The 13071-nt window shown below is 66.4% G+C and carries 8 protein-coding genes, 4 tRNA genes and 1 pseudogene; 8 read left to right on the forward strand and 5 right to left on the reverse strand.

The window, feature by feature from the left end:
* Nucleotides 1-63: 63 nt before the first annotated feature.
* Nucleotides 64-3965 (forward strand): annotated as a pseudogene (locus ACTCB7_RS08755) (AAA family ATPase).
* Between the two features lie 24 nt (nucleotides 3966-3989).
* Here ACTCB7_RS08755 and ACTCB7_RS08760 read toward each other — a convergent pair.
* Together ACTCB7_RS08760 and ACTCB7_RS08765 are read right to left on the reverse strand one after the other, a co-directional pair.
* Complete coding sequence (locus ACTCB7_RS08760) at nucleotides 3990-4724, reverse strand: UDP-2,3-diacylglucosamine diphosphatase (protein ID WP_463006353.1); 735 nt, start codon at nucleotides 4722-4724, stop codon at nucleotides 3990-3992.
* Nucleotides 4725-4800: 76 nt separating this feature from the next.
* Entirely contained in the window at nucleotides 4801-5295 is a 495-nt protein-coding gene (locus tag ACTCB7_RS08765; RefSeq protein WP_463006354.1) for a peptidylprolyl isomerase, read from the reverse strand.
* 144 nt (nucleotides 5296-5439) lie between these two features.
* Between ACTCB7_RS08765 and ACTCB7_RS08770 the strand changes: the two genes are divergently transcribed.
* Together ACTCB7_RS08770 and cysS are read left to right on the forward strand one after the other, a co-directional pair.
* Nucleotides 5440-7119 carry a glutamine--tRNA ligase/YqeY domain fusion protein gene (locus tag ACTCB7_RS08770; RefSeq protein WP_463006355.1) on the forward strand — a complete coding sequence of 560 codons (1680 nt, stop codon included), beginning with the start codon at nucleotides 5440-5442 and terminating at the stop codon, nucleotides 7117-7119.
* 2 nt (nucleotides 7120-7121) lie between these two features.
* Nucleotides 7122-8501 carry a cysteine--tRNA ligase gene (gene cysS, locus ACTCB7_RS08775; protein ID WP_463006356.1) on the forward strand — a complete coding sequence of 460 codons (1380 nt, stop codon included), beginning with the start codon at nucleotides 7122-7124 and terminating at the stop codon, nucleotides 8499-8501.
* Between the two features lie 104 nt (nucleotides 8502-8605).
* Here the strand turns inward: cysS and mtnN are convergent, their stop codons facing one another.
* The 3 genes from mtnN to folD are packed head-to-tail and all read right to left on the reverse strand — an operon-like array spanning nucleotide 8606 to nucleotide 10750.
* Nucleotides 8606-9331: a 5'-methylthioadenosine/S-adenosylhomocysteine nucleosidase gene (mtnN, locus tag ACTCB7_RS08780; protein ID WP_224415069.1), complete on the reverse strand. Its 726-nt coding sequence runs from the start codon at nucleotides 9329-9331 to the stop codon at nucleotides 8606-8608.
* A gap of 25 nt (nucleotides 9332-9356) precedes the next feature.
* Nucleotides 9357-9824 carry an S-ribosylhomocysteine lyase gene (locus tag ACTCB7_RS08785; protein ID WP_463006357.1) on the reverse strand — a complete coding sequence of 156 codons (468 nt, stop codon included), beginning with the start codon at nucleotides 9822-9824 and terminating at the stop codon, nucleotides 9357-9359.
* Between the two features lie 56 nt (nucleotides 9825-9880).
* A complete protein-coding gene (gene folD / locus ACTCB7_RS08790) occupies nucleotides 9881-10750 on the reverse strand; it encodes a bifunctional methylenetetrahydrofolate dehydrogenase/methenyltetrahydrofolate cyclohydrolase FolD (protein WP_224415067.1) in 870 nt (289 codons plus the stop codon).
* 198 nt (nucleotides 10751-10948) lie between these two features.
* Here folD and ACTCB7_RS08795 point away from each other — a divergent pair.
* From ACTCB7_RS08795 to tig, 5 genes are all read left to right on the forward strand, one after another.
* Nucleotides 10949-11025: transfer RNA gene (locus tag ACTCB7_RS08795), tRNA-Pro, on the forward strand.
* A 75-nt stretch (nucleotides 11026-11100) separates the two neighbouring features.
* A tRNA-Arg gene (locus ACTCB7_RS08800) sits at nucleotides 11101-11177 on the forward strand.
* A 58-nt stretch (nucleotides 11178-11235) separates the two neighbouring features.
* A tRNA-His gene (locus ACTCB7_RS08805) sits at nucleotides 11236-11310 on the forward strand.
* Between the two features lie 31 nt (nucleotides 11311-11341).
* Nucleotides 11342-11416, forward strand: a tRNA-His gene (locus tag ACTCB7_RS08810).
* 250 nt (nucleotides 11417-11666) lie between these two features.
* Nucleotides 11667-13019, forward strand: coding sequence for a trigger factor (tig, locus tag ACTCB7_RS08815; protein WP_463006358.1), 1353 nt, complete (start codon nucleotides 11667-11669; stop codon nucleotides 13017-13019).
* Nucleotides 13020-13071: the final 52 nt, after the last annotated feature.

Below are 13071 nucleotides of genomic sequence, written 5' to 3' on the forward strand. Positions count from 1 at the left end.
CGCGTGCCGCGGTCCGGGTGGCGTACTCGCCCTCGCTGACGAACAACGCAGGAACTGATAACAATGGCACGGTCTTCTTCCGGCAACACGCAGTTGACGCTGTTCGGTCACTTCTCGCTCACCCTGGGCGAGGATACGCTCACCCAGTTCAGTTACGACAAGGTCAAGGCGCTGCTGGTCTATCTGCTGCTGATGGAACAGCCGGTCAACCGGGCAGCGCTGGCCGAGTTGCTGTGGCCCGACCAGGGGCTGTCCTCCGGTCGTACCAACCTGCGCCACGCGCTGCATTGCCTGCGCCAGAGCCTGGGCGAGGAGGCCGAGCGCACGCTCGAGGTGTCGCGCCAGACCATCGCCTTCGCGCTGCCCGACAACTGGTGCTTCGACCTCAAGCAGCTCGAGACGCTGCTCGAACGCGTGCCGGACGTGGCGGGCCTTGAGCAGGTACTGGCCGTCTATCGTGGCGACCTCGTCGAGGATCTGCAACTCGCTCAATGTGCGGAATATCAACGCTGGCTGGTGCGCATGCGTGGCGAGTGGCGTCAACGGGTGTTGAGCTATGCCGAGCAGGTGCTGGAGGGCGGCGAGGCGCTGCCCGATGCCCTGCTGCGCACCCTGGTCAGTCGCTTTTCCGGCTATGCGCCGTTTCACGAGCGCCTGATCCGCCAGCTGATCGACCAGCGCCAGTCCGCCGCCGCCCACGAGGAGTACAACGCCTACCTCCAGTTGCTGGCCCTGTCCGGTCAGCAGCCCGAACCGAGCATCCTTCAGCTGGCGCGCTACTGGTCGGACGGCCGTGGCGAAACCCTGCCGGTAACCCCGCGCGGTGCCTACTCGCGAACCCTGGCGGCGGACAGCCAGCCACTGAGCGATGACGAGATCGAGCACCGCCAGCTCTCCGTGATGGCCATTCGCCTGCGTCTGCGGGGCGAGTGGGACGAGCGTGGCGAGGCTCGGGCCTGCCTGTCGCTGCAGATCGAGCTGCTGCGCTGGCTGGAGCGCCAGTGTCACCATCTCGGCGGGTTCTGGCTGCCGGGAGCCACCGGCGGGCTCGGTCTGGCCTGCTTCGGTACCCACGGGCCGGCCCATCAGCTGGCGGAGCTGGTGGCGCTCTATGAGCACTGCCGCCGGGCCCTGCCGGAAGAGGCGGCGAGACTCTGGAGCGGGCGTGGCGACATGCCGCGCTTCGATCTGGCTGCCGGACTGGACAGCGGCCGGGTGCTCTATCTGCCGGAGCGCCAGCTGGTCGACCCGCTGGGGCAGGTGACGCAGCGCGTTCCCTGGAGCTGATGAGTGCCGCCGAGGGCAGCGAACTGGTGATCTCCCAGGAGGCCAGCCAGCACATGCCCCCGGCGCTGGATCTTCAGCCGCGATTGTCGACCCGCCTGCTGGCCAGCGACGGCAAGGTGCGGTTGCGTGCCCTGGTGCTGGGTGTCAACGAGGGGGGGCGCAGCGCGGTGCCGCCGAGCCTGATCGGTCGCGAGAGTGCCCTGCGCAAGCTGCGCGATGCCCTGGCTCGAGCCGGGCTGGGGTTGCGCCAGAGCCTGCTGGTGCAGGGCGCGTCGGGCATGGGCAAGTCGGCGTTGATGGTGAGCTTTCGGCAGCTGGTGCAAAGCGAGGACGTGGCGCTGTGCTGGCAATCGACCACGCGCATGTCGATGCAGGAACCGTTCGGGCTGGCGCGGCTGATGCTGCGCTGGCATTGCGGCGAGCACCTCGACGAGGCCGGCCTGGCCGAGCTGCTGAGCGAGCAGGGCGACGAGGCGCTGCTGCAGTCGTCGGCATCCTGGCAACTGCTGCAGCAGGCCCTGGGGCTGGCCGAAGCCGATGACTCGCTGGCTGCCGCCCAGAGCGGTGAAGCGGTCGACCTGCTGGTCGGTGTGCTGCATCGCATGATCGAGCGTACCGCCGCTCGCAAGCCGCTGGTGCTGCTGGTCGACGATTTGCAGTGGATCGACGAGCCGTCCCTCAAGCTGCTGGCCGGTCTGCAGGCGCGGTTACCGATCAACACGGCCTTTCTGCTGGTAGCCAGCCATCACGGGCGCGATCCGTTGCCGGTGCGCCTGCACTGGGACCAGCAACTGCTGCTCGACAAGCTCGACGCCATGCAGTCATCGCGGCTGCTCTCGCAGCTGGCCCGGCGCTACCGCCTGCATCTCAGTCCGCGCCTGCGCGGCCAGTTGATCGAACGCTGCGACGGCGTGCCGCTCTACCTTCAGGAAATCTGCCGGCGTCTCGACATGGACCGACGCGAAGGGCGCAGTATCCAGGTCGACGAGCTGCCCCATGGCCTGCTCGGGCTGCTGGCCAGCCGCATCGACCAGCTCGACAACGACCGCCATGTGACGCATGTGGCGGCGGTGCTCGGTCGCCAGTTCCGGCTCGATTTCCTGCGCGAATGCAGCGAGCTCGATCCGGAACGCCTGAAACAGGCGCTCGTTCACATGCAGCGTCTCGAGATTATCGAGCGCTGTGACGCTCACAGCGAATATGAATATCAGTTCACCCATCCCTTGCTGCAGGAAGCGGCCTATCTGTCCTGCCCGCGGGATATCCGCACGCGCATTCACCAGCAGGTGGTCGGCCTGATCGAGGAGCGCTTCCCGATGTGGATCAGCCGTCACCCGGGGGATTTCGCCACGCATCTGCGGCGCAGCGGCCACTACGCCCGAGGTGCCCGTTACTTCGAGCTGGCCGCCCGCGAGGCGCTGCGAGTCAGCGCCAATCGCACGGCGCTTCACATGGCCGATCTCGGTCTGGCGAGCCTGCGCCAGATCGAGGGGCAGGTGGAGCGGGAGATCAGCCTGCTGACGGTACGCGGTCAGGCCGCCTTTGCGTTGGAAGGGCACGGTTCGCCCACGGCGCACGAGAGCTTCGTCAAGGCACGCGAGCTGCTCGAATGCACCCAGGGGGCCGACGAGGAAACCGAGCTGGTGCAGCGGTTTCTGGTCAAGTGGGGGCTGTGGGTGGGCTGTAGTCAGCGTTTCGCGCAGGCGGATGCCTTTTCCCTGGCCTCGGGAATGGCGGCGCTGGCCGAGCAGTTGCCCGACCCGCGTTATCGGCGCCTGGCAGCCTATGCGCGGGCTCATTGTGAATACTGGGCGGGACGTGTGCGTCAGGCGCTGGATCATCTCGAGGAGATCGACCCGCTTCATCAGCCGATGATGCTGGAGTGGCTGCCGTTCTCGGATCATCCGCAAGTGGCGGCGGCCTGCTATCAGGGCTGGGCACTGTGCCTGCGCGGTGATTACCGGCGTGCCGAGCAGCAGGTCGAAGCGGCGGTGCGTCTGGCCGAGACGCTCAACCATCCCGGCTCGCTGGCGCTGGCGCTGATGAGCGCGGCGGCGTTGTATCGGCAGCTGGGGCATGTGCACCTTGCCGGGGCGCGTGCCGAGCGAGCCTTCGAGCTGACCCGTACCCCCGACCTGCACCTCTGGCACATGACGGCGCAGTGTGCACTGGGCTGGCACCGCGCGCTGACCGGAGACCGCGCGGGGCTGGCAATGATCGAGGCCGGGCTGGACGAGTTCACCGAACTGGTCGGGCGCGACCGCCACCAGCGCCCCATGCTGTGGTACATCGATGCCTGCATGGCCCTCGGCGAGCTGGCGCGCGCCGAGGATTACCTGGATCAGTGCCTGATGATGGCCCGCGAGCGCGGCTCGCTCTTCGTGCCGGAGCTCTGCGTGCATCTGGCACGGGTCCATCACCGGCTGGGGCGCTCGCCCGAGATGGTTCGCGGTCTGGTGGAGCAGGCGATCGAACAGGCGCGGGAGCACGAGAACCCCCATCATCAGCTCTATGCGCTGGAGCTGTGGCTCGATGTGGTGGCACCGGGGGACGAGCAGGCCGAAGATGCGCTGCGCCAGTTGCTGGGCGAGGTGACCCAGACCGATGCACCGGTGCTGCTGCGCTGGCGAACGCTGCTCGATCAGTCGCTGTCCAGTTCGGCGACCTGCGCTCCCTGAAGCGCACTCGTCGCCCGGGTGTCGTCAATCGGTGAGCGGGAAGTCGCGCAGTCGGGGCTCCGAGTCGGCGTCGACACGAACGTCCCAGCCGCGGTTCGGCTGCCAGTCACCCAGCACGATGCGGCGTGCCGGCTGGCCGTCGACGCTGAGTTCATGCACGGCAGGGCGGTGAGTGTGGCCGTGAATCAAGGTGCGCACGCCATGCTCGGCCATTACGCGTTCCACCTCGCTCGGGGTGACATCCATGATGTCCTCGGCCTTGTTGGAGTTGGCTTCGCCGGACTGGCGGCGCAGGTCGCGGGCCAGGGCGAGGCGCTGCTCGACCGGCAGCGCCAGGATCTGGGCCTGCCACTGCGGGTCGCGTGCCTTGGCGCGAAACGCCATATAGGCTTCGTCGCGGGTACAGAGGCTGTCGCCGTGCATCAGCAATACGCGCTCGCCACCCAGCTCGACGACGCTCGGGTCGCTCAGCAGGGTGGCGCCGGTCGCCTCGGCGAAGCCGTTGCCGATCAGGAAATCCCGGTTGCCGTGCATGAAGTACAGGGCCGTGCCGGCGTCGCTCAGGCGGCGCAGGGCGTCGAGAATGCCCGTCTCGAATTCGCCCCGGTAGTCGTCACCGATCCAGGCTTCGAAGATGTCGCCCAGCAGGTACAGGTGCTCGGCCTGGCGGGCCGGTCCGTCCAGATAGCGCAGGAAGCCGTCGGCAATCTCGGGAGCGCCGGGGTGCAGGTGCAAATCGGAAATCAGCAGCGTGGTCATGGCAGGGGGCGCATCGGTGGGTGAGTGAAACGGCGACGCCCGCCGGCGACGGCCGGCGGGCGTCGAGGGGATGGTGTCAGTCGCGGATCTCGGCGCGCTCGAGAACCACGTCCTCGGCCGGCACGTCGGCGTGCATGCCGCGGCGCGTGGTGGGCACGCCCTTGATCTTCTCGACCACGTCCATGCCGGCGATCACTTCGCCGAACACGCAGTAGCCCCAGCCCTGCAGAGACTTGCCGCGGTGGTCGAGGAAGTCGTTGTCGGCGACGTTGATGAAGAACTGCGCGGTGGCGGAGTGCGGGTCCTGGGTGCGGGCCATGGCCACGGTGCCCTTGCGGTTCTTCAGGCCGTTGTCGGCCTCGTTGTCGATCGGCGCGCGGGTCGGCTTCTGTTCGAACTGGGTATCGAAGCCGCCGCCCTGGACCATGAAGCCGTCGATTACGCGGTGGAACAGGGTGTCATCGTAATGGCCGTCACGCACGTACTGCTCGAAATTGGCCGCCGTCGCGGGGGCCTTTTCATGGTCGAGTTGCAGGTGGATTTCGCCGTAGTTGGTATGCAGAACGATCATGGAATCCTTCCGGACTGTCTGGGTGGGGGCGCCTTGGCGTAGCGCGCGAGCGTCACGCTATAATAGCCGCTTTCCAGCGACAGGCGAAGCCGCTAGGCTTGGCCGTCTGCGATACCCGATCATCAAGAGGTTCCCCGACGTCCCATGACCAACGAGAGCAGCAGCGCCCCGAACTTCATCCGCAACCAGATTCGCGAGGAGGTCGAAGCGGGCAAGGTCGATACCGTGGTCACCCGGTTTCCGCCGGAGCCCAATGGCTTTCTGCACATCGGCCATGCCAAGTCGATCTGCCTGAACTTCGGGCTGGCCGAGCAGTTTGGCGGGGACTGTCACCTGCGTTTCGACGATACCAACCCGGCCAAGGAGGAGCAGGCCTACATCGACGCCATCAAGGCCGACGTGGAATGGCTGGGCTTTCACTGGGCGGGCAAGGTGCGCTATGCCTCCGACTACTTCGATCAGCTGTATGCCTGGGCGCAGCACCTGGTGCGCGAGGGCAAGGCCTACGTCGATGACCTCTCGCCGGACGAGATCCGCGAGTATCGCGGCACGCTGACCGAGCCGGGCCGGCCGAGCCCGTATCGCGACCGTGCGCCGGAAGAGAACCTCGACCTACTCGAGCGCATGCGCCGGGGCGAGTTCGCGGAGGGTGAGAAGGTGTTGCGCGCCAGGATCGACATGGCCTCGCCGAACATCAATCTGCGCGACCCGATCCTCTACCGGATTCGCCATGCGTCCCACCACCAGACCGGCGACAAGTGGAAGATCTATCCGTCCTACGACTTCACCCACGGCCAGTCCGATGCTATCGAGGGAGTCACCCACTCGATCTGCACCCTGGAGTTCGAGGACCATCGCCCGCTCTACGAGTGGTTCCTGAACAACCTGCCGGTTCCGGCGCGGCCGCGCCAGATCGAGTTTGCGCGCCTCAACCTGAACTACACCGTGACTTCCAAGCGCAAGCTCAAGCTGCTGGTCGACGAGGGCGTGGTCGACGGCTGGGACGACCCGCGCATGCCGACGATCTCCGGCATGCGTCGGCGCGGTTACACGCCGGCCTCGATCCGCAAGTTCTGCGAGATGATCGGCGTCACCCGGGCCGAGGGCGGCATGGTCGACATCGCCATGCTCTACCACGCGATTCGTTCCGATCTCGAGGACAACGCGCCGCGGGCGATGTGCGTGCTCAAGCCGCTCAAGGTGGTGCTGACCAACGTCCCCGAGGACCATGACGAAGCCTTCGAGGTGGCGGGCCATCCGGCACGTGACGACATGGGCGTGCGTCGCCTGCCGTTCACCCGCGAGATCTGGATCGACGCCGACGACTTCATGGAGGAGCCGCCCAAGAAGTTCTTCCGCCTGGCGCCGGGCAAGGAGGTGCGCCTGCGCAACGCCTACGTGATCCGTTGCGACGAGGTGATCAAGAACGCGGCCGGCGAGATCGAGGAGCTGCGCTGTTCGGTGGATTTCGATACCCTCGGCAGGAATCCGGAAGGGCGCAAGGTCAAGGGTGTGATCCACTGGGTCAGCGCGGCGCACGCCGTGCCGGTCGAGGTGCGCCTCTACGACAACCTGTTCCAGGTCGAGGCACCCGACCGTGATCGGGACGTCGATTTCCTCGAGCACCTCAACCGCGATTCGCTGACGGTGGTGCAGGGCTACGCCGAGCCGAGCCTGGCCGAGGTGGAGCCGGAGGCCCGCTATCAGTTCGAACGGGTGGGCTATTTCTGTGCGGATCGCCATGCCGCCGCCGAGGGGCAGCGCGTCTTCAACCGCATCGTCGGTCTCAAGGATACCTGGGCCAAGATCCAGAAGAAGGGCTGAGCATGCAGATCTACAATACCCTGACTCGCACCAAGGAAACCTTCGTTCCGATCGAGCCGGGCAGGATCCGCATGTATGTCTGCGGGATTACCGTCTACGACTACTGTCACATCGGCCATGCCCGGGTCATGGTGGCGTTCGACGTGATCACCCGCTACCTGCGCTCGCGCGGCTTCGAGGTGACCTATGTCCGCAACATCACCGACATCGACGACAAGATCCTCCGGCGCGCCGAGGAAAACGGCGAGCCCATTGCCGCGCTGACCGAGCGGATGATCGCGGCGATGCACGAGGACGAGGCGCGGCTCGGCGTGCTGCGCCCGGACCTCGAGCCGCGTGCCACGGCGCACATCGACGACATCCAGGCGATGATCGCCACGCTGATCGACAAGGGCTACGCCTATCGGGCCGACAACGGCGATGTCTACTACCGGGTGCGGCGCTTCGCCGATTACGGCAGGCTCAACAACCGCGACCTGGACGAGATGCGCTCCGGGGCGCGGGTGGAAGTCGACACCCACAAGGAGGACCCGCTCGACTTCGTGCTGTGGAAGGCGGCCAAGCCGGGCGAGACGAGCTGGCCATCGCCGTGGGGCGAGGGGCGTCCGGGCTGGCACATCGAGTGCTCGGCGATGTCCACCTGCTGCCTGGGCGAGACGTTCGACATTCACGGCGGCGGTCCGGACCTGACGTTCCCGCACCACGAGAACGAGATCGCCCAGAGCGAGGCGGCCACGGGGCAGCGCTACGTGAACACCTGGATGCATGCCGGCGCGGTGCGGGTCGATCAGCAGAAGATGTCCAAGTCGCTGGGCAACTTCTTCACCATCCGCGATGTGCTGGCCGAGCATGACCCCGAGGTGGTGCGCTACCTGCTGGTGTCGAGCCACTATCGCAGCCCGATCAACTATGCCCCGGATGCGCTCGACGACGCGCGGCGCTCGCTGGAGCGCTTCTACAATGCGCTCGACGGCGTCGAGCCGGTGGCCGGCGAGGTCGATGCCGGTTACGCCGAGCGTTTCACCGCGGCGATGGACGACGACTTCAACACCCCCGAGGCGCTGTCGGTGCTCTTCGAGCTGGCCCGCGCACTCAATCGGGCCAAGGCCGAGGATGCCGGGCGCGCCGCGGCGCTGGCCTTCGAGCTCAAGCGCCTGGGCCAGGTGCTGGGTCTGCTCGAGCAGGCGCCGGCGGCGTTTCTCCAGGGCGGGCGCGCGCTGCCGCTGGCCGAGGCGGAGATCGAGGCGCGGATTGCCGCGCGGGCGGCCGCCAAGAAGGCCCGGGATTTTGCCGAGGCCGATCGCATCCGCGATGAACTGGCCGCGCTGGGTATCGTGCTCAAGGATTCCCGGGAAGGCACCTCCTGGGTACTGGAGCGCTGATTCGGCACGACGTTCGTCAGCATGGTGGAAACGAAAACGCCGCACCTCCTGGGTGCGGCGTTTTCATGGCCGGTTTTCAGCCCGCCGCTCGGCGGGGCGGGAGGTCAGGCTTCCTGAGGCGTCGCCTGCGGTGTGCCCAGCCGCGTCACCATGGCCTCGACCATCTCGGCGGAGTGGCGGGCCGCCTGGTCGATGAAGGCCGTGAAGGACAGGTTGGAGTCCTTGCCGGCGATGTCCGAGAGGGCGCGGATCACCACGAAGGGGCAGCCGTAGAGATGGCAGGTCTGGGCGATCGCGGCGGCTTCCATCTCGGCGGCGAGCATCGTCGGGAACCGCTCGCGAGTGCGCTGGACGGCATCGGGGCAGGCCATGAAGGCATCGCCGGTGGCGATCAGGCCCTCGTGGACGCGCAGGTGGCCGAGGCTCTCGATGCACTCGCGGGCCACGCACACCAGGCGGTCGTCGGGCAGGTAGGCGGCCGGCATCTGCGGCACCTGGCCGTGCTCGTAGCCGAAGACCACGGCATCCACGTCGTGGTGGCGCACCTCGGTCGAGATCACCACGTCGCCTACGTCCAGCCCGGTGCCGAAGCCGCCGGCGGAACCGGTGTTGATGATGGCCTCGGGGTGATACATGTCGAGCATGAGCGTCGTGCCGATGGCCGCGTTCACCTTGCCGATGCCGGACTGCAGGATGACCACCTCGACGCCGTTCAGGCGCCCGGTGTGGAAGGTCGAACCGACGTGGTGGCGGGTCCGGCGGTTCTCCAGGCGGGAGGCCAGCAGGGCGACCTCTTCCTCCATGGCACCGATGATGCCGATCTTGCGCATGGGGCGAATCGTCCTCCGTGTGGGCTCAGGCGAAGACCTGGTGCCATTCATCGCGCTTGGCGAGAAAATCCCGGGCCAGCGCCTGGGCGCCTTCCAGGCTGTGACTGGCGGCCCAGCCGCACTGCATCTCGGTGCAGGCCGGCACTTCCTCGGCGACGAGGATGTCCTGCAGCGTCTTCTCGATCAGGGCCAGGACGCCGTCGTAGTCGTCGTGGTTGATCATCGCGATGTAGAAGCCGGTCTGGCAGCCCATGGGGCTGATGTCGACGACCTTGTCGCTGTGATTGCGCGACAGTTCCGCCATCAGGTGTTCCAGCGAGTGCAGGGCGGGCATCTCCATGTGCCCCTTGTTGGGCTGGCAGATGCGCATGTCGTACTTGTGGATGCTGTCGCCGTTCTCGCCGGTCTTGATGCCGGCCAGGCGCACGTAGGGGGCCTTGACCCGGGTATGGTCGAGGTTGAAGCTCTCGACGTTCATCGGCGTCTCGCTCATTCAGGTCTCCTGATGTGTTGCTGAATGGTGCGTTGTTGGGCGCGCATTATATCGGCTCAGCCGTTGCCGTGCATGGCGTCATGCAGTTCGGCGGCGAACAGGGTGTTCTCGAGCAGCGAGGCGACCGTCATCGGGCCCACGCCGCCGGGCACCGGGGTGATGTAGCTGGCGCGCTCGGCGGCGGGCGCGTATTCGACGTCGCCGACCAGGCTGCCGTCCGGCTGGCGATTGATGCCCACGTCGATGACGATGGCCCCCGGCTTCACCCACTCGCCCTTGACCAGGCCCGGCACGCCGACCGCGACCACCAGCAGATCAGCGCGGCGCACGTGGGCCTCTAGGTCGCGGGTGAAGCGATGGCAGACGGTGGTGGTGCAGCCGGCGAGCATCAGTTCCAGGGCCATCGGCCGGCCCACGATGTTGGAGGCGCCGACGATGGTGGCGTCGAGGCCGCGTACCGGGATGCCCGATTCCTGGAGCAGGGTCATGACCCCCTTGGGCGTGCACGGGCGCAGCACGGGAAGACGCTGGGCCAGGCGGCCGAGGTTGTACGGGTGAAAGCCGTCGACGTCCTTGTCCGGGCGGATGCGCTCGAGAATCGGGCGGGCATCCAGATGCCCCGGCAGCGGCAGCTGGACGAGGATGCCGTCCACCGCCGGGTCGTCGTTGAGGCGGTCGACCAGCGCCTCGAGCTCGGCCTGCGAGGTCTCCGCGGGCAGCGAATGGCGGAAGGAGAGCAGTCCGGCCTGTTCGCAGGCGCGATGCTTGTTGCGGACATAGACCTCGGATGCCGGATCGTGGCCGACCAATACCACGGCAAGCCCGGGCACGCGGGCGCCCTCGCTGCGGCGAGCCTCCACCTGGCGGGCGACCTGTTGTCGGACATGCGCGGCGATGGCCTTGCCATCGATCAATTGGGCGGTCATCGAAAGTTCCTTTGCTTCGCGGCAATCAGTGATGCGGGAAAAAAGAAGTGACGTCGATTTTCGCATGCAATACCCCGCAGTCAAAGCGCCGGGGGGCAGGTGGTGATGCTAAGGGCTTGACTCGCGGAGGATGTTGCGTAGAATATGCAGCGCTTGACGAGGCCCGGAGGCAAGCGTCAAGGCCGTATGTCTCGCCGGCGGGGTATAGCGCAGTCTGGTAGCGCGCCTGCTTTGGGAGCAGGATGTCGGGGGTTCAAATCCCTCTACCCCGACCATCCGCAGGCTGCGACGTCTCGGATGGGTTGCGTTGCTCGTCGCGGCTGTGGCAGTGGCTGGGCCGTAACAGTTCGGCGCCCATAGCTCAACCGGATAGAGCAACGGCCTTCTAAGCCGTGGGTTGCAGGTTCAAGTCCTGCTGGGCGCGCCATGCTGCAGTCCGGCGGCAGGCTCTCGGGCAGGGCGTCAAGCGAGTCGACACGACAGTGGTGGATGTAGCTCAGTGGTAGAGCCCCGGATTGTGGCTCCGGTGGTCGTGGGTTCGATCCCCATCATCCACCCCACGTCGACGTCGGCAATGCAGTTCATGAAATGGTGGATGTAGCTCAGTGGTAGAGCCCCGGATTGTGGCTCCGGTGGTCGTGGGTTCGATCCCCATCATCCACCCCATTTCATTCCTTCCCGATCCTGCAGTCTCGCTCGTTCCTCGCATGTTCTCCGTTTCCCCGGCGGTTTCTCTCCGGCTCCGGTCGCGATTCGTCGTCAGGTGGCCTGGAGTGTCGGCGAGCCCCTTGCAAAGCTTCGGTACAGCCCCCATGTATCGGGGAAAGCGGGCGAACTTGCCAGGTCGCCCCGGGATTCTTAGAATCCATCTCTTTTGAACGTACTCCAAACAGCCCTAGTCGGTAGAGGACCATTCATGCAAGTTTCCGTCGAAACGACTTCCCCGATCGAGCGCCGCGTCACGGTACAGGTACCGGCAGAGGAGGTCGATCAGGCTGTCAGCGAACGTCTTCAGGACACCGCCAAGCGGGTGCGCCTGAACGGTTTCCGTCAGGGCAGGGTGCCGATGGCCGTCGTCAAGCAGCGCTATGGCCGTGACGTGCGCAACGAGGTGGTTGGCGAAGTGATGCGCCAGCACTACGTGCGCGCGATCACCGAGCACAGCCTCAACCCGGCGGGCTATCCCTCCATCGAGCCGACGGTCGACGAAGCTGGCAAGGATCTGGAGTTCGTGGCGACGCTCGAGGTCTACCCGCAGGTCGAGCTCAGCAGCATCGAGGGGACCGAGGTGGAGCGCCCGGTCGCCGAGGTGACCGACGCCGACATCGATCAGATGATCGACACCCTGCGCAAGCAGAACGCCTCCTGGGAGGTCGTCGAGCGCGAGGCCGCCGAGGGCGATCAGGTCAAGATCGACTTCCAGGGCTTCATCGACGGCGAAGCCTTCGAGGGCGGTCAGGCCGAGGGTCATGATCTGGTGCTGGGCTCCAACAGCTTCATCCCCGGTTTCGAGGAGCAGCTGATTGGTGCCAAGGCCGGCGACGAGCCCGAGATCAAGGTCACCTTCCCGGAGGACTACCAGGCCGAGCACCTCGCCGGCAAGGAAGCGACCTTCAAGGTCAAGGTCCATCAGGTCAGCGCCCAGCAGCTGCCCGAGATCGACGACGACTTCATCGCGCGCTTCGGTGTCGAGGGCGGCGATCTCGAGGCGTTCCGGGCCGAGGTCCGCAAGAACATGGAGCGCGAGATCAAGCAGGCGGTGGACAACCGGGTCAAGCAGCAGGTGCTCGAGGCGCTGCAGCGCGCCAACGACATCCCGGTCCCGGCCTCGCTGATCAGCCAGGAAACCGACGCGCTCAAGCGCCAGGCGGCCCAGCAGTTCGGCCTGGGCGAGGACTTCGACGTCTCCCAGCTGCCCGACGAGCTGTTCGCCGATCAGGCCAAGAGCCGCGTTCAGGTCGGCCTGCTGCTCGGCCAGGTCATCGAGGACAACGGCCTCGAGGCCAGCGACGACGAGATCAAGGCCAAGGTCGAGGAGCTGGCCCAGCAGTACCAGCAGCCCGAGCAGGTCATCGAGTACTACCTCAAGGACGAGCAGATGAAGAATCAGGTCAAGTCTGCCGTGCTCGAGGAGAAGGCGGTTGACAAGCTGCTCGAGCAGGCACAGGTTAAAGACGTCGAAATGTCCTACGAAGAGGCACTCCAGGCCGCCCAGCAGCAGGGTGGCGAGGACGACGCCGATGACGAGAAGGCCGACGACCCGGCTTGAGGCCGACAAGCAGGCAGCACGGACCCGGCCGAGTGCCGGGTCTCTAGTCACT

It is taken from the genome of Modicisalibacter sp., assembly GCF_055145905.1.

Excerpts from the sequence above, each read along its gene's own strand:
- ACTCB7_RS08760 (WP_463006353.1), bottom strand. The coding sequence starts at position 4,724 with ATGACCACGCTGCTGATTTCCGATTTGCACCTGCACCCCGGCGCTCCC.
- ACTCB7_RS08765 (WP_463006354.1), bottom strand. The coding sequence starts at position 5,295 with ATGATCGTTCTGCATACCAACTACGGCGAAATCCACCTGCAACTCGAC.
- ACTCB7_RS08770 (WP_463006355.1), top strand. The coding sequence starts at position 5,440 with ATGACCAACGAGAGCAGCAGCGCCCCGAACTTCATCCGCAACCAGATT.
- cysS (WP_463006356.1), top strand. The coding sequence starts at position 7,122 with ATGCAGATCTACAATACCCTGACTCGCACCAAGGAAACCTTCGTTCCG.
- mtnN (WP_224415069.1), bottom strand. The coding sequence starts at position 9,331 with ATGCGCAAGATCGGCATCATCGGTGCCATGGAGGAAGAGGTCGCCCTG.
- ACTCB7_RS08785 (WP_463006357.1), bottom strand. The coding sequence starts at position 9,824 with ATGAGCGAGACGCCGATGAACGTCGAGAGCTTCAACCTCGACCATACC.
- folD (WP_224415067.1), bottom strand. The coding sequence starts at position 10,750 with ATGACCGCCCAATTGATCGATGGCAAGGCCATCGCCGCGCATGTCCGA.
- tig (WP_463006358.1), top strand. The coding sequence starts at position 11,667 with ATGCAAGTTTCCGTCGAAACGACTTCCCCGATCGAGCGCCGCGTCACG.